At 42.4% G+C, this 18979-nt stretch carries 15 protein-coding genes; 6 read left to right on the top strand and 9 right to left on the bottom strand.

The window, feature by feature from the left end:
• Window positions 1–67: 67 nt before the first annotated feature.
• Window positions 68–613 carry a peptide-methionine (S)-S-oxide reductase MsrA gene (gene msrA, locus DUL71_RS21365; protein WP_114939977.1) on the bottom strand — a complete coding sequence of 182 codons (546 nt, stop codon included), beginning with the start codon at window positions 611–613 and terminating at the stop codon, window positions 68–70.
• 115 nt (window positions 614–728) lie between these two features.
• Here msrA and DUL71_RS21370 point away from each other — a divergent pair, with 115 nt between their 5' ends.
• On the top strand, window positions 729–1121 hold the full coding sequence (locus tag DUL71_RS21370; RefSeq protein ID WP_161964480.1) for a DoxX family membrane protein: 393 nt from the start codon (window positions 729–731) through the stop codon (window positions 1119–1121).
• 135 nt (window positions 1122–1256) lie between these two features.
• On the opposite strand, the gene DUL71_RS21375 is transcribed toward DUL71_RS21370, so the two are convergent.
• Window positions 1257–2153 carry a LysR family transcriptional regulator gene (locus DUL71_RS21375; RefSeq protein ID WP_114939979.1) on the bottom strand — a complete coding sequence of 299 codons (897 nt, stop codon included), beginning with the start codon at window positions 2151–2153 and terminating at the stop codon, window positions 1257–1259.
• A gap of 100 nt (window positions 2154–2253) precedes the next feature.
• Here DUL71_RS21375 and DUL71_RS21380 point away from each other — a divergent pair, with 100 nt between their 5' ends.
• The 3 genes from DUL71_RS21380 to galB all read left to right on the top strand — a co-directional run bounded on the left by DUL71_RS21380 (window position 2254) and on the right by galB (window position 5774).
• Entirely contained in the window at window positions 2254–2892 is a 639-nt protein-coding gene (locus tag DUL71_RS21380) for an NAD(P)H-dependent oxidoreductase (protein WP_112574549.1), read from the top strand.
• Window positions 2858–3148 carry a putative quinol monooxygenase gene (locus DUL71_RS21385; protein ID WP_114939980.1) on the top strand — a complete coding sequence of 97 codons (291 nt, stop codon included), beginning with the start codon at window positions 2858–2860 and terminating at the stop codon, window positions 3146–3148. The genes DUL71_RS21380 and DUL71_RS21385 overlap by 35 nt, the downstream gene beginning before the upstream one ends.
• Window positions 3149–3341: 193 nt before the next feature.
• Window positions 3342–5774 carry a beta-galactosidase GalB gene (galB, locus tag DUL71_RS21390; RefSeq protein ID WP_208645625.1) on the top strand — a complete coding sequence of 811 codons (2433 nt, stop codon included), beginning with the start codon at window positions 3342–3344 and terminating at the stop codon, window positions 5772–5774.
• Window positions 5775–5889: 115 nt separating this feature from the next.
• Here galB and DUL71_RS21395 read toward each other — a convergent pair whose 3' ends face one another.
• From DUL71_RS21395 to DUL71_RS21425, 7 genes are all read right to left on the bottom strand, one after another.
• Window positions 5890–6720 carry a hypothetical protein gene (locus DUL71_RS21395; protein ID WP_114939981.1) on the bottom strand — a complete coding sequence of 277 codons (831 nt, stop codon included), beginning with the start codon at window positions 6718–6720 and terminating at the stop codon, window positions 5890–5892.
• A gap of 171 nt (window positions 6721–6891) precedes the next feature.
• Window positions 6892–7269 (bottom strand): DUF2000 domain-containing protein, encoded by a 378-nt coding sequence (locus DUL71_RS21400; RefSeq protein ID WP_114939982.1) that lies wholly within the window; start codon window positions 7267–7269, stop codon window positions 6892–6894.
• A gap of 15 nt (window positions 7270–7284) precedes the next feature.
• Window positions 7285–8238, bottom strand: coding sequence for a bifunctional helix-turn-helix transcriptional regulator/GNAT family N-acetyltransferase (locus DUL71_RS21405; RefSeq protein WP_114939983.1), 954 nt, complete (start codon window positions 8236–8238; stop codon window positions 7285–7287).
• Between the two features lie 352 nt (window positions 8239–8590).
• Entirely contained in the window at window positions 8591–11146 is a 2556-nt protein-coding gene (locus DUL71_RS21410; protein WP_114939984.1) for a phosphocholine-specific phospholipase C, read from the bottom strand.
• Between the two features lie 158 nt (window positions 11147–11304).
• A complete protein-coding gene (locus tag DUL71_RS21415) occupies window positions 11305–12441 on the bottom strand; it encodes a TIGR03364 family FAD-dependent oxidoreductase (protein WP_114939985.1) in 1137 nt (378 codons plus the stop codon).
• 51 nt (window positions 12442–12492) lie between these two features.
• Window positions 12493–13830: a DUF5690 family protein gene (locus DUL71_RS21420; RefSeq protein ID WP_114939986.1), complete on the bottom strand. Its 1338-nt coding sequence runs from the start codon at window positions 13828–13830 to the stop codon at window positions 12493–12495.
• A 242-nt stretch (window positions 13831–14072) separates the two neighbouring features.
• On the bottom strand, window positions 14073–14651 hold the full coding sequence (locus DUL71_RS21425; protein WP_114939987.1) for a helix-turn-helix domain-containing protein: 579 nt from the start codon (window positions 14649–14651) through the stop codon (window positions 14073–14075).
• A 254-nt stretch (window positions 14652–14905) separates the two neighbouring features.
• On the opposite strand from DUL71_RS21425, the gene DUL71_RS21430 reads away from it, so the two are divergent.
• The gene (locus DUL71_RS21430) at window positions 14906–15490 is read left to right on the top strand and encodes a phosphonate degradation HD-domain oxygenase (RefSeq protein WP_114939988.1); all 585 of its coding nucleotides are present in this window, start codon (window positions 14906–14908) and stop codon (window positions 15488–15490) included.
• 178 nt (window positions 15491–15668) lie between these two features.
• A complete protein-coding gene (locus tag DUL71_RS21435; protein ID WP_114939989.1) occupies window positions 15669–18965 on the top strand; it encodes a SusC/RagA family TonB-linked outer membrane protein in 3297 nt (1098 codons plus the stop codon).
• The last annotated feature ends 14 nt before the right edge of the window (window positions 18966–18979 follow it).

Consider the following 18979-nt stretch of genomic DNA (forward strand, 5'->3'; position numbering starts at 1 on the left):
CCTGTCGAAGACCCGTGCGGTGGGGCCTGCCCACTATGCTTCAACAAGCTCAACATGACAAGTCACCTTATAACAACTCCGGTTTTATTTTATCCTTAAACTCCTTGGCAAATTTATTGAGTTTTGGCTGGATAACAAACGCGCAGTATGACTTGTTAGGATTATCGTTGAAATAATTCTGATGGTAGTCTTCGGCGCTGTAAAACTCAGTTGCCGGGGTTATTTCGGTAACAATAGGATCGTCAAAAACATGCTCGTTAGTAAGCGTTTTGATCATTGCTTCTGAAGCCTGTTTTTGCTCATCATTATAATAGAAAATAGCCGAACGGTATTGTGTGCCTACATCATTGCCCTGACGGTTTAGCGTTGTTGGGTTATGGGTTTTAAAGAAAACCAGCAACAATTCATCAAACGAAATCACATCGGCATCATATTCCAGGTGGATCACTTCGGCGTGGCCGGTAGCGCCTGTGCAAACCTGCTCATAAGTTGGGTTTATAACCTTACCACCCATATAGCCTGAAGTTACTGATGTTACACCTTTAAGCGATTGGAAAACGGCTTCGGTGCACCAAAAGCAACCGTTGCCGAAAGTTATTTTTTGAATGTTCATATATCCCGTTTAGTCAAAAGTAATGCCTGTTTAAACGGTTAGGTATGAGGGTGATTTGAATATGTCAATTAAATTACCAAACTTAGTGTTTAACCTTATATTAAACCTATTAATTATGAAAATTGCAGCATTAATTGCCCGTCTTTTGCTGGGCCTCATCTTCGTGGTGTTTGGTTTAAACTTCTTTTTCCAGTTCCTGCATATGGCCCAGCCGCCTATGACAGATAAAGCACAGGCTTTTAGCGGCGGATTGTTTGGTTCGGGCTATTTTTTTCAGTACATGAAGGTAATAGAAATAACAAGCGGTTTTTTCCTGCTCATTAATCGCTTTACCGCATTATTTGTATTGGTGCTGCTTCCTATTTCGCTTAATATTTTCCTGTTTCATGCCATTTTGGCACCGGCAGGTATTCCCGTTGGATCTGCCGTTATAATTTTACAAGTATTTCTGTTGTTTGCCTACCGTAAATATTATACCAGCATTTTTACGGCAACGCCAACGGTATGATCAGCCATCTCATTTAACGATAAAAAAATATGTCATTGCGAGCGAAGCGTGGCAACCGCACGGAGGCAGGGCCACCCTGTATAGTATGCGATTGCTTCGTTCCTCGCAATTGACATGATTTAAGTTTTTAACTCATTACGCCATTTCCCGTTCAAAAATCTCCTGGATCATGCCCACCTGTTCTGCGTAGATGGATTTTTTGCGTGTACCGAAATACAGTGTATTTTCTATCTTATTATATCCTTCCCAAAGCAATTTGATATTGCCGCTATCGCGTTCCTTTTTGGAAAGAAAGTCGGGGATTACCGCTATGCCTTTACCATCGCTCAGGCAGCGGATAATGGAACCCATGTTAGGCACAATAAAGTTGGGCTTAAAATCGGGGCGTTTGCCAAAGTTGATATGCCAGAAGCGTCGGAGATGTTCCATATCGCCCGATGAACCGTACCAGGTTTGTGCCTTAAGCCAGGTTTGGATCTGGTTGAGGTTTTTAGTTTTTAGTAATTCGGTAAACTCTTCGGTTGGGGTTTGTGCCCCGGCCAGCACCACTATCCGTTCTTTAAAAAACGGTTTATACTCCAGGCCTTTATAGTCGCCCTTATGAGGTGTCACAATCATATCAAGGATACCGCCGTCCAGGTCGGCCAGCATTTCGGGGTATTCGCCAAATTTGATGATGACGTTAAAAGGCAGCGTAGGCAGATAGGATTCAAGCGTAAACTGAAAAGTTTCAAAGCACATCCCTATACTTATGGTGGGCACATCCTTTTCGGTGCTTTTGTGGAAGTGCCGCTCGGCTTCTTCCAATTTGCTGATAGACTCCTGGATGTAATTGTACAGGATCTTTCCTCGTTCGGTAGATACCATTTTGCGCGAAGTACGATCAAACAGTTTATAGCCTACATAACTTTCCAATGAGCTTAAATGCAGACTCACCCCCGGCTGGGAGATAAACAAGGCCTCGGCCGCCCCGGTTAGCGAACCGGTTTCATATATCGCCTTAAATGTGCGGAACCATTCAAAATTAACCATAGCTAATCTATTATAATTATAATACAAAAGTATAAATTATACTATTTTAATAGTAGATGATCGGGCCGTAATTTTGACAAGAATTAAAACACGAAAATAAATGAAGAATATATTTGTAATAAACGGCGGACAGATCTTCGGTCACTCCGGCGGAAAGTTTAACAAAACATTATTAGATACCACAGTACAATATTTTACTGAACATCCTGATTTTGAAGTACGTTCAACCGATGTTAATCATGCGTACGATGCTATGCAGGAAGCAGAAAACTATAAATGGGCCGATATCATTATTTACCATACTCCAGTTTGGTGGTTCCAGGTGCCGCATGCTTTAAAAAAATATATAGATGAGGTTTTTACCGCAGGTTACCAAAACGGTATTTACCGTAGCGATGGTCGTACAGCCGAAAATCCGGGTATTAACTATGGAACCGGTGGGCTGATGCACGGCAAAAAGTATATGCTTACCACCTCATGGAATGCCCCGGTTACAGCTTTCACGCTGCCTGGTGAATTTTTTAATGAGCACAGCGTTGATGAAGGACCAATGTTTGGTTTTCACCGGATGAACGCCTTTACCGGCATGCAGCAATTAGACAGTATCCACTTTTATGATGTAATGAAAAACGCTAATATCGAGGAAAACCTGCAACGCTACCAGGAGCATTTAAATAATCTATTTACTCAAAACAACCCAAACCATGAAAATTTACTTAACAGCCTTAGTGAAGTGTAAGGCCGGCACTACCGCCCAAATGAAAGAGTTTTTGGATAAGCTGGTAGCAGCATCCCGCCAGGAAGAAGCCTGTTTACAATACGAACTGTATCAATCAACAGCAGACGAAACCCAGTTTATTTTCCATGAAACCTGGGCCAGTCAGGAAGGGCTTGATGAGCATGTTAAGCGCGAACATTTTCAGTTATTCAGCCGGCAGATAACTGATGTTATAGATGGCCCGCTGGCGGTATATAAAACCGATAGGGTTCATTAAAGACACTTATTAACAAAAACGGCCTCGATGAAAATCGGGGCCGTTTTTGTTATTTAAATATGGATTAAAGGCGCTGTAGGCACTACCACCAACCGCAAGAAATGAAAATTCAAGATGTTTGTGTTAATTCCTTTTCTTTTTGGCTATTATTTATAATTTAGTGTCGAAAATACAATTAATCCAAACTGATATTATGTCATCAATAAAACCCCATGGTGCTAAGGTTTACCTGCGCGCGTGCCTGCTTGCTATGCTGATGCTGGCCGCCCTGAAACCTTTTGCCCAAACCCGGCAGAAACTTGATTTTGATAAAAGCTGGCGCTTTAATCTCGGCGCTGTTGAAAACGGTGAAAAAACAACGCTTAACGATAGCAAATGGCGCACGTTAAACCTCCCGCATGACTGGAGCATTGAGGGCACCTTTTCAAAAGATAACCCCGCCACGCCCGAAGGTGGTGCTTTGCCCGGTGGTATAGGCTGGTACCGTAAAACATTTACCGTTCCGGCTTCATCAAAAGGTAAACTGGTTTATATTGATTTTGATGGCGTATATCAAAAAAGTGATGTTTGGATCAATGGTCATCACCTTGGCTTCAGGCCAAACGGTTATATCTCGTTCAGGTATGAACTTACGCCTTTCTTAAATTTCGGTGGTAATAATGTTATTGCTGTTAAGGTTGATAACTCGGTACAGCCAAACTCACGATGGTATTCGGGATCGGGGATTTATCGTAATGTGTGGCTGGTTACCACTAATAAAACCGCTATTGATCATTGGGGCACTTATGTAACCACAACTGATGTTAGCAGTGCTTCTGCCAAAGTAAATGTGCAGGTGCAATTACATAATTACCAAACGAAACCCGGACTACAGATAAGCACCAAACTTTATGATGCTGCCGGTAAGCCGGTATCATTGGGTGGCGATGCTTTATCTGCCGCACAAAGTAAAGACACATCATTAACAATAACTAATACACTAACAGTTAAAAATCCGGTACTTTGGTCGGTAGAGCGCCCTTACTTATACAAAGCCGTTACCCAGCTGCTTGAAGGCAAAACGGTATTGGACGAGTATACAACAACTATAGGCATCCGCTATTTTAACTTTGACGCGGATAAAGGTTTCAGCCTGAATGGCAAACCAATGAAGATCCTGGGCGTATGTGATCACCATGATCTGGGTAGCCTTGGATCGGCCTTAAACAACCGCGCCCTTGAGCGTCAGTTACAAATGCTGAAAGCAATGGGTTGCAACGGCATCCGTACATCGCACAATCCTCCGGCACCCGAACTGCTTGACCTTTGTGATAAAATGGGCTTTATTGTGATGGATGAAGCATTTGATTGCTGGGAGTGGAAAAAAGCTACTTACGATTATCACCTGTTTTTTAAAGAATGGCATAAACGTGATTTGGAAGATCAGATCAAACGCGACCGCAATCACCCGAGCGTTATGATCTGGAGCATCGGTAACGAGATCCCTCAACAAGCAGATAGCAGCGCGTTACGTATCGCTCCGGAGCTGGCGGCCATTGTTCACAGTTTGGATAAAACCCGTCCGCTTACTACGGCAAATGACCGTCCGGATACTACCAACAAGATCGTTAAATCCGGTGCTATCGACCTGGTTGGTTATAACTATCACGAATTTGATTATGCCAAATTTCATGACCGTTACCCAGGCAAAAAATTCATAGCCACCGAAACTACCTCGGGCTTAGAAACAAGGGGATATTATGAAATGCCATCAGACAGTATCCGTGTATGGCCTACCAGCTGGGATAAACCTTTTGTAAGAGATGGCAACAATGTTTCGGCATATGATAACACCCGACCACCTTGGGGCTCAACACATGAAATGACCTGGAAGATCATGAAAAAGTATGATTTCCTTTCGGGAATGTACATCTGGACAGGCTTTGATTACCTTGGCGAACCAACGCCGTATTCATGGCCGTCGCGCAGTTCATACTTTGGTATTATTGATCTGGCAGGTTTCCCTAAGGATGTTTACTATATGTATCAAAGCGAGTGGACAAACACACCTGTACTGCATATTTTCCCTCATTGGAACTGGGAGTCGGGTAAAATGATCGATATCTGGGCATATTACAACAATGCCGATGAAGTTGAGCTTTACCTGAACGGTAAATCGGTAGGGATCCAAAAGAAAAAAGGTGACGACCTGCACGTAATGTGGCGTGTAAAATATGAACCAGGTACGCTTAAGGCTGTATCGCGTAAAAATGGCAAAACAGTTTTAACCCGCGAAATTCATACCGCCGGCGCTCCTGCTAAAATTGAACTGATAGCAGACCGTTCACAAATTAAAGCTGATGGTAAGGACCTGTCATTTGTTACCGTGAAAATATTAGATAAAGACGGTAATGTTGTGCCCGATGCCGATAATAAAGTAAACTTTAAAATTAATGGCGAAGGCTTTATAGCAAGCGTTGATAACGGCGATCCTGTTAGCCATGATCCGTTCAAGGCAGATTATCGCAAGGCGTTCCATGGCCTTGCACTTGCTATTGTTCAGGCTAAAGAAAAAGCCGGTACTATAACTTTGACTGCATCAGCCGATGGCTTACAAAGTAAAACCTTGGTGTTGACGGCCAAATAATCGTGTCGTAATTAGTATCACATAATAAGAAACGCCATTGCGAGGTACCTTGCAATGGCGTTTCTTATTTACGAATTTTCAAAAACTTCGTAAGTCTCAATTTGGATAGGCAAACTTAAGCCTTTTTAAAGCCCATGATCTTGATATTACTTACCAAAACCTTTGAACCATTTTTATATTGCATTGGTGCACTGATGTACAGATTTTTAGCAGTTGTGGGCATAAAGGCCATGGTATCGGCCAGTTTGGTTTGATCAAGATAAACCACCATGCGGTCGCCGTCAACAACTAAAGAAACATGCATTTTGCGGTTAGTAAATGTGGTTAAATCAAAGGTGCTGTTGAGGTATTTACTCAGGAACTCGCTGTTTATAGATACATCATCATTGTTATAATATTTTAGCGTAACGTAAGCGCCACCACTACTGATATAATCACGAACGCTGTTATCAGTTACAAAGCCAAAATTTACCGGATAGATATCGCTTATTTTATCAGCTGCCGCAAGGATGTCAAATTCAACAGTGAAGTGTTTTGGATAAAAAAGCTGTTTGGTGAATTTGTAGGTAGCGTTATCGGCAAGGGCCAGCCATTTGCCGCTTTCCCCGCCAACAGAAACTATCGTGGCGGACCCATTGGTTTTAAACGTTTTGGCCGAAGAACCTACCGGGATCCCCGAAAAATCTTCGGCAAATAATACGGTATCTCCCGCAACAAAATCAAATCCCGAGTTAATAATTACCTTATTGCTTTTAGGTGCGCCGGAGGTTGATGAGGAGGAAGAAGATGATGGTGATGAGGTTTTTTTATCAAAAGCATCGCTGGCTTTTTGAGCGGCTTTGTCTTTTGCTTTTTGCAGTAAGCTTCCAAATTGTGCGTTAGCATTAAAGCCCGTGACTAAACCAGCTATGGTTAATAAGCTGAGCAGGAGTTGTTTGTGCTTCATATAGATATAGTGTTTAAGTTTCAATTGCAATAAACAAAGAATAAAGTAAACTGTTTGTTAATTTTATTCACAATTGTTATACAATAGTTAATATATCTATTGCTGAAGGTAATGCACAATTTAAAGAGAGCCCAATCTTAATCATGAAGCCTGAGCCCGTCCAGTGCTTTATCAACCTTTTTGCTTTCGCCATATACAACAAATTCCAACCAGATCAAGGTCTGCATCGGTGTGGCGGGCAATTTCCGAGAGATTGTCCGTTTCATTTTTTGTCGCGAACAATCTCTGGGTATAAATGCCGATGTGAAGCCCTCTCTCTTTAGCCCGGTTAAAGGCCCGCTGTAGCTGAGCATCGGTATCTGCCTTATAAACAAGCACCGGGTATTTCATAAAGGGCATATAATTATTCCCCGATGCTGTGATAAGTTCGGCACCATGTGTATCGGGATGGGCAATAGCAACAGAGCTGGCTAAAAATGCAGTAACGTTAAGCTTTTGCCACGCTGCCAGTTGGTCTTTAATTACGATAGCTATTTTTATCTGGTTCATATCGTTAAACGGTAACTATTTCAATTCAAGCTCCATTTGAATATTGGCGCGTTCGTAAGGTGATGGCCTGCCCGCTACTTTAACAAAGCCCAGTTTATGATACAGGCTGATAGCCGGTTTTAAAATGGTATTACTTTCCAGGTAAAGCTTATGGCCACCAAGAGCTTTTGCTTTTTCAATAATAGCCTGCCCTAATAAAAAGCCTATGTTTTTCCCCTGTGCCTTTGGCGATACCGCCATTTTAGCGAGCTCAAAATCATAATCCGGATCATCCATTTTTAATAACGCGCATACACCAACCGGCTCATCGTTATAAAGGGCTACCAATATAAGGCCGCCGTTATTGATGATATAGCTGTCGGCATTGTCGAGGGCTTTATAATCGGCTTCTTCCATTTTAAAGTATTTGGAGATCCATTCTTCGTTCAGCGCTTTAAAAGCTTTGGCGTAGTGTAGCTCGTAGGGTACTATCTGTACTTTGTTGCTTTCCCTGATCTTTTGATGTTCCTGTACCCTGCGTAACAATGATTTTTGTTCGAGCAGATATTCCCATTCTTCAATAGCTTTCCACAAGTCGTGATTGGCCTGCGAAAGAATTTCTTCTACGGCGCCGGTAACATCAGCATATTGGTCTTTGATTTTTACAGCGGCATCAAGTCCTTTGGCCGAAAGGCTTACCATATTGCGGCGGCCATCGGTTTTATCTTTTTTCTCCACAACAAAGCCGTTCTTCACCATTTCGGCAATGATCTTACTTACAGAAGGGTGGGAGTGGCCAATTTCTTTGGCAATTGAAGTAATGGTAAACTCTCCGCCGTCCTGCAATACGTAAAAAACCGGGAACCATTTAGGCTGAAAATCGATATCATATAAATTGTAGATCCTTGCCGCGTCTTCACCAACGGTTTCGGTAAGCATCCTGAGCCGGCTGCCGATAGCCATCTTTCCTACTTTATTAAAAAATTCCATAAAAATAAGTAACTAATTATGTAACTGATTACGCAAATATATAATGTTGATTTAAAAAATGCAATAGCTAACTATAAATCAATGTCATCGGCAATTCATAAATGCCGGTAAAGCGGAAAGTTGGGCTAATTGCCATTGGAGATCTATAGCTATTATCGCTATTCGAGGTCAAAGACCTCGAATCCTTATGCATGTAGTTTGTAACTACATGTATAAGGCCAGTTCCATTTTTAATCCTGTAGTTGCAAACTACAGGCATAGTCGTCCGAAGTCGGGAGACTTCGGACAGCGTACAAAAAGTAAAAGCCGGGCTCATGAGCCCGGCTTTTACTTTTCTATATTGTTTTAGCTGTTATGCTAATGCTTTACCCATTAAAGGATCGCTGAAACTTGATTTTCCTGTTTCTACGCGACCGGCAAAACGTTTGGCGAATTTTTCAAAGCCATCAATCTTTGTACTAAAATCATACCAGCCATGACTTTTGCTTAGGTTCAGGGCAATGGTTGTGCTTGCTCCTGCTTTCACAGCAACTTTATGATCGCCGGTTTTATAGCCGTGGTCTGTTATGGCTATATTTTGTGCTTTGCTGGAATGGTTGGTAAGCTTCAAACTAACATTCCCCGTTAGCTTACCGTTAACCTGCTCATATTCGGAAACAATATCCACCAGCGGATCGGCCGCATTGCCCTGGTATTCGCGGAAGAAACCGTTAGGGCCATAGGTACGCAAATGGTATTCGCCATTCTCAAATTCATGTAAAGGCCAAACATCGGCAAGGGTATCTCCAGCTTTAACGGTATAGGCCCAGGTGCGCAGGTCTTCCATTTTTTGCGGATCGTTCATGGTTGCGTATTTGCCGGGAGCATATACGTTAAATGGCGAACCTAACGCGTTTGAGCCAAATGCCTTGTTACTTGCATTAAATTTGATCTCAAACGATTTTTTATCAGCGCTCAGTTTACCATCGGCATACAGTTGGTAAGGCAGGGCCGATGACGGTTTAATACCTTTTTCCTGCTGAGGCATATATGGCGACGAATGCGGATCTTTATTGATCTGGGCGATCTCATCGGCAGTAAGCAATTTATAGTCTGACGGGAGTTTTTTGAATTGCGCTTTGTGAATGCTTTCTAAAAACGCCTCCCTTGCAACAAATTCGGGGTTTTCGATCTTCTCGCCGTTATACGGACGGAAAACGCTTGAAAGGTCACCACAAACCGTACGACGCCATTCGCTGATGTTAGGCTCAGTTACTTTTTTGCCTGTTTTGTGGCTTAAAAAGTTTTCTAAAAATTGTAGTGTCGAGGTATGGTCAAACACCTCTGAGTTAACCCAGCCGCCTCGGCTCCACGGCGAAGCAACTACCAGCGGAACACGAAAGCCTAAACCTATTGGGCTTTCGCGATCAAACACTTCGGGGAAGTTATTGCGGGCTTTTTCCTGTTCTAACGTAACAAACTCAACGCTTGGGTCAATTCCTGCTGATACTTTACCTGTACCCGGTTTATGAGGGTTTGGAGCGGTAAATGGCGGAACGTGATCGAAATAACCGTCATTTTCATCATAAGCTAAAATGAAAACCGTTTTTTTCCAAACATCAGGGTTTTGTGTAAGGATGTCTAAAACTTCGGATACGTACCATGCACCATACCAGGCCGAGCTTGGGTGGTCAGAAAAATGTTCAGGAGCCGATAACCAGCTTACTGTAGGTAACTGACCGCTCTTTACATCCGCACGGAACTGGTGCAGCACGTCGCCTTTGGGTACTAAAACTTCGCGCTCGGTACCTTCATCATTGTATTTTAACGGGCTCAGCGTACGATAATGCGGATCGTTAGTATTGGTTACAAAACCTTTTTGGTGCAGGTTTTTTTCGCGCTGCGACAGGCCGGCAAACTTGTTAGGATCAAGGCTTGCCATATCCTTTTTGGTGTTTTCGAGGTCGTGCTGTTTTTGCTTAAGCTGTTTTTGCAAATGGTCTATATGCGCATCGCCGGCAGGCAAAGCGGCAATTTGCTTTTCTACGGCAGCTATCTCATCCGGCAAAACAGTTGATTTTTTTTGCAGATGGGCTATGTGTTTATCGTACAGTTTAATGTTGTACTGGCCAAAAAACTCCAGCGGGTTATCCTGGAAGTTAGATAACCACGGATCTTCTTCGCCCTCTAAACCGGTATCAATGGCAATTTCATTCTGGTAATGTTTCCATGATATGTTATGATCTTCCAAACGCTCGGGGAAGGTGGCCCAGTTCAGGGTTCCATAATCCATATCATCGTTCCAAACGTGAGCGAGCGAATTTTCATGCTGCTCTGCGCGGATGGTACCACTCCAGAAATATAACCTGTTAGGGTTGGTACCTGTTAACGACGAACAAAAATTTTGATCACAAACGGTAAAGGCGTCGGCAAGAGCATAGTAAAATGGGATATCCTCACGGTTGTGGAAACCCATGGTTAAGGGCATGTTGGAGTATTCCTTAATACTGTTGCGCTTAACATTAAGCCATTGATCAAATTTGCCATCGTTACGGGCATTAACCTGGTTGCCCCACGAATGTGGCAATGAGCTCATCCAGGTTGCTTTGGTGTTTTTAATATCAAGGTGGAAAGGAGCATAGGTTTCGCCTTTTTTGTTTGATTGCAACCAAACTTTGTTTTTGTTAGGCAGATCAATAGCCCGCGGATCGTTATAACCACGTACCCCTTTAAGCATCCCGTACGTATGGTCAAACGAGCGGTTTTCCTGCATCAGGATCACGATGTGCTCGGCATCCATATAGGTGCTGCCCGGTGCCGGGTTAATGGCCATCGCTTTTTGAATAGACTCTGGTAAAACACTGGCTAAACCAGCTGCTCCGGTTAATAACGCTGCTTTTTTAAGAAAATCTCTCCTTGAATCAGACATGTGTATCTTTTATTTAATTCATGGTCTATGGATGATAGATCATGGTGTTTTTAGTTTTTGGGTCAATGGGTGATGATCGGTAAATCCCAGTTGTTTTTAGGCCTTCAAGATATAGCAAAGTTTTTAAAATCTATGATCCATGAACTATCAACTATGACCTAATTATCTTTCCGCTGCGCGATCACCTGTTCGCAAAGGCCAAATGATAACGTCATACCGTTACCTCCCAGGCCGTTAATCACGGTAACTCCGGGCTCAATATCCACTATCAGTTCGGATGCGCCGTTGGTCATTTTAGGGTAGATACCGTGCCATGACTGCAGCATTTTCCAGTCTTTAAAATTGGCGAACGTATGTAAGTATTCGATTATTAAATTATTAATAAATTCTTTGTCGAAAGGGTCATGAACCAGGCCATATTCGTGCGAATCGCCGATGGTAAGTTCGCCGCTGCCATTTTGTGATACCATTACGTGGATACCCCATTTCAGATGCGTAGCATATTGATCTTCATAGCGTTTTCGCAAGGCCGGTAATGATGCCGCCGCCTGAAAGCCAGGGTAATGGATCATAGATAAACCACCGCATAATGACGGGCCAATGCGCCATTCATCGGGTTGGGTAACCAAACGCATCATTTGCAGTTTGCATTTAGTGATCTGCGTTTGGGCGAACAGCTCTGGATATAATGTTTCAAAATCGGCGCCACTGCAAACGTAAATCTCGTCGGCTTCCCAGCTTCTGGTGCCCGAGCTTACTTTGGGATGTTCGATACGGCTGATGGCGGTGTTCCAGTGAAATTCAACACCAAACTTTTCGGCAAGGTATTGAGCTACCTGCCCAACAGCCACGCGCGATTCAATGATCATTTCATCGCTGCTCCACAACGCGCCTTTTAAACCATCGGTATTTACTGCTGCTGATTTGTGTACGGTAGCCCCCGGATCAAGCACCGCGCAATCACGGTATTTGTGATTTACCTCAACATATTCTTCAATTGCCTGCAATTCATCATCGTGATAGGCAAGGTGTAATGAGCCAACTTCATCATGCCAGATCCCGGCTTCGGCGCAAACTGTTTTCCAGATGCTTTTTGATAACATGGCGCGTTCGTACATTGGGCCGGTAGCCTGGCCAATGGGCCATACCATACCAAAGTTACGGATGGAAGCGCCCACCGCACGTTCATTGCGCTCAAATACGGTTACTTTATAGCCACGAACGGCCAGCGCACGAGCAGTAGCTAAACCTACTATACCTGCGCCAATGATGATTGCACTCTTGTTATTGTTCATTATATTGTTTCATTAGGTCATTGTGTCATTGGTCATTTTTTGACTTTGAACTCATGACTGTGGACTTATCGCCTGAAAATTTATCTGTTCTTCGTTGTCTTCACTTAACTTTTTTTTATCACGAGCGGCACTTTGTAAAAAGTACACGAGCGATAAAATACCGCAAATACCTCCAACCAGGGCCACAATCATTACGCCTTCCTGAAAAAAGGTTCCCCAGCTTATGGTTGGGCGGCCGAGTTCTTTTACCAGTAAAATGCTTACGCTGCCCAGGTAACCCATCGAATCGGCAACGTACATGATGAAGCCTACATTACTTTTATAGTGGAACGAGGCAATCATCCTTTCAAAAAATATGGCGTTATAAGGTACGTAGCCCAGGTAAAGGCCAAGGCCAACACAGGTCATCCATAAAGTTGGGCTTATCATTTTAAAGGTAAACATGATGGTTGATATACCTACCAGCACACATCCGCCAATGATCATCAGGTGGATGATACTAAAGGCGCGTAAGTTTTTACGTACAAGGATGAGCAAGCTCATAGCTACAAGCACTACCAATGAAATTTTAATATCGGTAGTAGTAAAAATGCTGTTATCCTTAATGCCCAGGCTGGCCCAGATCTCTACCTCAAAATTATCGCGCACATCGCGCATGATGGTGAGCAGCACATAAACGATGAGCGTAAGTATAATGCCGGGTAAAAAACGAATAATGAATTGTTTACGCTCGGCGGCATTCATTGGCGTGCGTTCGGCGCGTAAACGTTTATCCTCGGCAGTAGGCTGGGGGATGAGTTCCATGCAACCTACAAAAAACAATAGTGGTAATGCAAATACAGCCCCGGTTAAAAAAGGCATGTAGTATTCATTTACGTGAAAGCTGCTTATTAAAGTACGGCCGGTTGTTTTCACAAAGCCCGACGCGAAAATGAGGCTGATAGATAATACCGACGCCATAAATTCGGTTGAACGGCGGCCTTCAAGGTAACCAAACACAAGGCCCCAGATCAGGCCCAATGGGAAACCGTTAATAAAAAGAAAGGCGATATTCCAGGGGGCGGGCACAAAGGCAAAGGCAAGGAGGGCGGCCCACGCAATACCTATCAGGGTTAAAATATAGCGTGCCCGGGTTTTGCTGTTTACCTCGGCTATAAATTTTATGCCGTAAAACTTACTGCTCATATAGCCTATAACCTGGGCTATAACCAGCCAAACCTTATAATCTACATGAAAATACTCATGACCTGTAAAAGTAGCCGCTGCAAAGGCCTTACGAAATGCATACATGGAAGTATACGTTCCGAAAGCCGAAACCGCTGCCAGAACTGAAATTAATGCATAGGGCCATTGGGCTACTTTTGCACGTAAACTTTCAACCAGTTTCATACAGCTAACACTAATTTTATGCTCATAAAAATAAATATAATTGTTTAGCAATACTAAACTTTTTTTATTAAGATTAAACTAAATTAGTGTTAAGGTTTGGTTAAGGGGGAGGTTGTTAGTTGATTAGGTTGATTAGGTGAGTAGTTTATTTTATCTGTAAATCAGATGCCCCAAATGCATATATCTGTAATCTTCGCTATAATAACCATTCACTTAATCAACCTAAGTAACCACTCACTAATCTACTTCTTCTCCTCAAAAAAATAGACAACAAGCATACTGGCTGTGGTGTTTCCCGTATTTTTTGGCGTATGTGGTATCCTACCGTCAAAAAGCATGCTATCTCCCTGGTTAAGGGTTATAAGATCATCATCAAACTGGTATGCTATCTCGCCCGATAATATATATTTGTATTCAAAAGCTTCAGTTTCAACAAGCGGACGCGTAGCATTTGGCTCAAGCTCAAGTATTACTATATCAACAGTACTTTGGCTTATTGATTGTGTAAAAATACGCTGGTAGTGAAAACCATCGGCATGTTCTTTTTCAAAGTGATCATATTCGTGTTTCCGTTTTACCAAAACAGGCATGTGATCGCTTTTTGAACGCATGTCTTTAAAAAACTCGTTCAAGTCTATTTCCAGGGCTTTAATAATATCTATTAATACGATAAGCGAGGGAATGGTGCGGCTGTTTTCAATTTGTGAAATGAGGCCTTTACTTACGTTGGCCCTTACGGCAAGTTCCTGTACGGTTATATTTTTGTCGCGGCGGCGTTCTTTTATCCGGTTACTGATCTGTATCAGTATGTCTTCTTCCATTATTTGTATTGTTATAGCAGGTTATTCGCTGCGCAAAGTAATTAATAGGTGTAGTTATCCAAAATGATTTTTTTGTTACCACTAACATTACTACTTTCTTTTTACGAACAAAAAACGTCTGGGTTTAAGTTATTCGCTGATTATTACCTGTGTTAACAAATTCTTAAATGTAAATACATGTGCCTATAATTCACAAACATTTAATATTTTAATAACCTTTATCCTGTTTATTTGCACCTGAAAAATTTTAAGATATGGCACCATCTCAATATAATCCGAAAGCTGTGGTTGACGAAGTATTTTCGTTATACGAAAAATTTGGTGACGCCGATTATATAGGAGAGCCTGTTTCCCAACTGGAACATATGTCGCAGGCTGCCGCCCTGGCCGAAGCCGAGGGTTATGACGACGAAGTGGTGCTTGCCGCATTTTTCCATGACATAGGCCATCTTTGTGCCGATGCCGAAGAAGCGGGCAGCATGGATGGCATGGGCAATGTTGATCATGAACGCCTCGGTGCCGACTACCTGCTTGAGCGCGGTTTTTCTGAAAGGGTTGCTAACCTGGTACAAGGCCATGTAATTGCCAAAAGATACCTTACCTACAAATACCCCGAATATTATAACCGTTTATCTGATGCCAGCAAAGCAACCCTCGAATTTCAGGGCGGTGTGATGACCGCTGAGGAAGCTGCCGAGTTTGAACTGAACCAGGATGCAGAGCTTATCATCAGGTTACGCTACTGGGATGACATGGCAAAAGAGACACACGTGCCTGTAAATAATATAGATCACTTAAAAGCTATGGCCCTCGCACATCTGCAAGTGGTAAATGAATAAATAACATATTAAGTTTTTGTGACTAATATATAACCTGTTTGTTACAAAAATCGCCTGCTTAACACAGGGTGAACATCAAGTTAAGTATAGCTTAATATTAAATTGGTTTACTAATAATAAACAAAGTTTAGTATTGCTGTATGAAAAACTCAAATATTTCACCCTTAAACTTTAGCAGATGAACAAGATTTACCAGAGATTAAGAGCCGTAATAACGGTTTTATTATTTTGCGTAGCTCCATCTATCTTATTCGGACAAACCAAAATAAGCGGTACTGTTACCGATGACAAACACCTGCCACTGCCGGGCGTAAGTGTAAAGATCAAAGAACAAAACAAAGGCACTGTTACTGATATTGAAGGCCATTACAGCATTACTGCAACTGCCGGTCAAACACTTATTTACTCGTTTGTTGGTTATGCCCCTGTTTATGTAGTGGTTGATAACAAAACAACTGTAAACGTAAGCATGATTGGCGACAGTAAAGCACTGAACGAGGTTGTTGTAACCGCGTTAGGTGTTAAGAAAGAAACCCGCCGCATTGGTTACTCAACACAATCGGTAAGCGGCGCCGATGTTACTACTGCCCGTGACCCTAACCCTATTACAGGTTTAACAGGTAAAGTAGCCGGTTTATCAGTAGGCCCATCTGCCGAGTTACTGGGTAATCCTTCTGTATTGATCAGGGGTAACTCAGTTACTTTATACGTAGTGGATGGTTTCCCTATTAATACTGATACTTATAACATCAGCCCTGATGATATCGAAACTTATACCGTGTTAAAAGGCCCATCGGCTGCGGCACTTTACGGTAGCCGTGCACAAAATGGCGCGATTTTGATCACCACCAAAAAAGGCGAGAAAAACAAAAGAGGTTTAACTGTTGATATAAACAGCAGTACCGTTATGAATACCGGTTTCCTTGCATTCCCCCGCACTCAAAACACATTTGGCCCGGGCGAAAACACCTTTTATACCTTTGTTGACGGTAAAGGTGGTGCTCCAGGTGGTGTGGATAGCGATTACGACGTTTGGGGCCCTTATTTTGCAGGCCAGCTGATCCCTCAGTACGACAGTCCTGTTGTCAATGGCGTACGTCAGGGTACTCCATGGGTTGCGCGTGGTAAAGACAACCTGAAAAACTTCCTGAAAACTGGTTACCAAACCAATAACAACATTTCATTAGGTTCGGTTGGTGAAACTTATGTAACCCGTTTTTCGGTTTCACAACAACACCAAACAAGCTATATCCCTTCTCAATACCTTGATATAGCCAACGCTAACTTCTACGGTCAGTTCACTCCGTCAAAACGCTGGAAATTTGAAGCAAACGTTGATTTCAACAGACAATCAACTGATAACTTCCCAGACGTACAGTACGGTCCTAACAGTATCATTTATAACATTGCTGTATGGACTGGTGCCGATTGGAATATCAACGCACCTGATATCAAAGCCATCTGGCAGCCAGGTAAAGAAGGCGTACAATCGGTATTTGCTGAGTACACCCGTTACCATAACCCTTACCTGTTAACTGAAAAATGGACCCGTGGTCATTACAAAAATGACATTTACGGTTATTTGTCAGGTAACTTCAAGATCAACGATAACTTAAACGTTACTTTACGTTCGCAAATTGATACCTATAATATCCTGCGTACTGAAGACCTGCCATTTTCGGCCCACCCTTACGGTCGTGAAGGTAACCAGGGCGATTACCGCGAAGACCGCCGTAACTTGTTTGATAACAACACCGAGTTATTTGTTAACTACAACTATACGATCAAAAACTTTGTGAACTTATCAGGTTTAGTTGGTTCAAACCTGCGCAGCTTTAACTATAACTCAAGCTGGACTTCGACAGATTATTTGAACGTACCTGAAGTTTATGCTTTCAGCAACTCAAAAAATGCTGTACAGTCAACCAATTTCTCATCACAAGAACGTGTATTAAGCGGTTACTACTCAATTGACGCTACATTTGGTAAATATGCTACCTTATCAAGCACAGGCCGTATCGATAAATCATCGGCTTTCCAAAACGTAACTACTTATTATTATCCAAGTATATCTGCAGCAACGGTGATCTCTGATTACGTTAAACTGCCAGAGATTATTTCATTCTTAAAAGCAAGGGCATCTTACTCAACAGTAAAAGCTGATGCTTCAAGCGCTACAATTGGCCCTGCTCCTTTTAACGCTATTTCGGTTTACGGCGGTTCAACAACTACCAGTAACCCTAACTCAAACCCATTATTCTTAAACCCGCTTGGTTACGGTAGTACTTATAACTCACCTTATAATGGCCCAAGCTATCAGCTTAATCCGTTTTACTTAACCAGCAAACCATATAACAGCCAGCCGGCAGCTTCTGCATCTGACTTTTTATATCAGCCAAACATCAAAACTTCAACCCGTGTTAACTACGAAGAAGGTTTCGATATCAAATTCCTGCAAAACCGTTTAGGTTTATCGGCTACAACGTTCCAATATATTGACGGTCCGCAGATTTTGGCTAACTCAATATCAACCGCTACCGGTTACACCACTTTATACCTGAACGCTTTAAAAACCAAGAAAACCGGTTACGAGTTTTCATTAGAAGGTACACCTATTAAAAACCTTGGTGGTTTTGGCTGGAATGTTTTGGTTAACGTATCAACATTTAAAGATATTTACGAAGAGTTACCTCCAAACCAGCAGACTTACCAAACCTTCTTCAAAAAAGGCGACCGCGTAGATAAATTATATGGTACCGCTTTTGCAAGAACTCCTCAGGGTCAAATCATCAACGATGCTGCAGGTAAACCATTAGCATTACCTGTTCCACAGTATTTAGGTAATGAAAATGCAAAATACCAGTGGAGCTTTGCCAACAAACTACATTACAAAAACATTAATTTCGGTTTCCAGTTTGATGGCTCGGTTGGTGGTGTGATCATCGACTATATGCACAACAAAACCATGCGTGGTGGTTCAAACATCGAAACTGCTACAGGTGCTTTGGGTGATGCCCGTTATAAAGACTGGCAAAACTTTGGTAAAGCAGGCTATAACGGCAGCTACGTAGGCGAAGGTGTAACCGTATCAAACGGCGCGGCTATTAACTATGACCCTGCTACTGGTAAAATCACCAACTACGGTGCTTTGCAATATGCTCCTAACAAGCAAACTGCGCTGGTACAGGATTATGTAAGTAAATACTACAATGTTGATGAGTCAAACCTCATGAGCAAAACCTTCTCAAAACTTCGTGAAGTAACAATTGGCTATGATTTTCCTAAAACATGGCTTGATAAATCATTTATCAAAAAGGCATCGGTATCAGTTTATGGCCGTAACCTTTTATACTTCTACGGAGACAAACGCTTCAAGGATGTGGATTTAGATCAGTATAACTATGCTACTTCTTCAACTGTATTGCAGTCGCCTACAGTACGTAGCTATGGTTTTAACTTAAATGTATCATTCTAATAAAACATACGATT

The sequence above is a fragment of the Mucilaginibacter endophyticus genome (assembly GCF_003351025.1).
Lineage (GTDB): Bacteria > Bacteroidota > Bacteroidia > Sphingobacteriales > Sphingobacteriaceae > Mucilaginibacter > Mucilaginibacter endophyticus.

Excerpts from the sequence above, each read along its gene's own strand:
- msrA (WP_114939977.1), bottom strand. The coding sequence starts at position 613 with ATGAACATTCAAAAAATAACTTTCGGCAACGGTTGCTTTTGGTGCACC.
- DUL71_RS21370 (WP_161964480.1), top strand. The coding sequence starts at position 729 with ATGAAAATTGCAGCATTAATTGCCCGTCTTTTGCTGGGCCTCATCTTC.
- DUL71_RS21375 (WP_114939979.1), bottom strand. The coding sequence starts at position 2,153 with ATGGTTAATTTTGAATGGTTCCGCACATTTAAGGCGATATATGAAACC.
- DUL71_RS21380 (WP_112574549.1), top strand. The coding sequence starts at position 2,254 with ATGAAGAATATATTTGTAATAAACGGCGGACAGATCTTCGGTCACTCC.
- DUL71_RS21385 (WP_114939980.1), top strand. The coding sequence starts at position 2,858 with ATGAAAATTTACTTAACAGCCTTAGTGAAGTGTAAGGCCGGCACTACC.
- galB (WP_208645625.1), top strand. The coding sequence starts at position 3,342 with ATGTCATCAATAAAACCCCATGGTGCTAAGGTTTACCTGCGCGCGTGC.
- DUL71_RS21395 (WP_114939981.1), bottom strand. The coding sequence starts at position 6,720 with ATGAAGCACAAACAACTCCTGCTCAGCTTATTAACCATAGCTGGTTTA.
- DUL71_RS21400 (WP_114939982.1), bottom strand. The coding sequence starts at position 7,269 with ATGAACCAGATAAAAATAGCTATCGTAATTAAAGACCAACTGGCAGCG.
- DUL71_RS21405 (WP_114939983.1), bottom strand. The coding sequence starts at position 8,238 with ATGGAATTTTTTAATAAAGTAGGAAAGATGGCTATCGGCAGCCGGCTC.
- DUL71_RS21410 (WP_114939984.1), bottom strand. The coding sequence starts at position 11,146 with ATGTCTGATTCAAGGAGAGATTTTCTTAAAAAAGCAGCGTTATTAACC.
- DUL71_RS21415 (WP_114939985.1), bottom strand. The coding sequence starts at position 12,441 with ATGAACAATAACAAGAGTGCAATCATCATTGGCGCAGGTATAGTAGGT.
- DUL71_RS21420 (WP_114939986.1), bottom strand. The coding sequence starts at position 13,830 with ATGAAACTGGTTGAAAGTTTACGTGCAAAAGTAGCCCAATGGCCCTAT.
- DUL71_RS21425 (WP_114939987.1), bottom strand. The coding sequence starts at position 14,651 with ATGGAAGAAGACATACTGATACAGATCAGTAACCGGATAAAAGAACGC.
- DUL71_RS21430 (WP_114939988.1), top strand. The coding sequence starts at position 14,906 with ATGGCACCATCTCAATATAATCCGAAAGCTGTGGTTGACGAAGTATTT.
- DUL71_RS21435 (WP_114939989.1), top strand. The coding sequence starts at position 15,669 with ATGAACAAGATTTACCAGAGATTAAGAGCCGTAATAACGGTTTTATTA.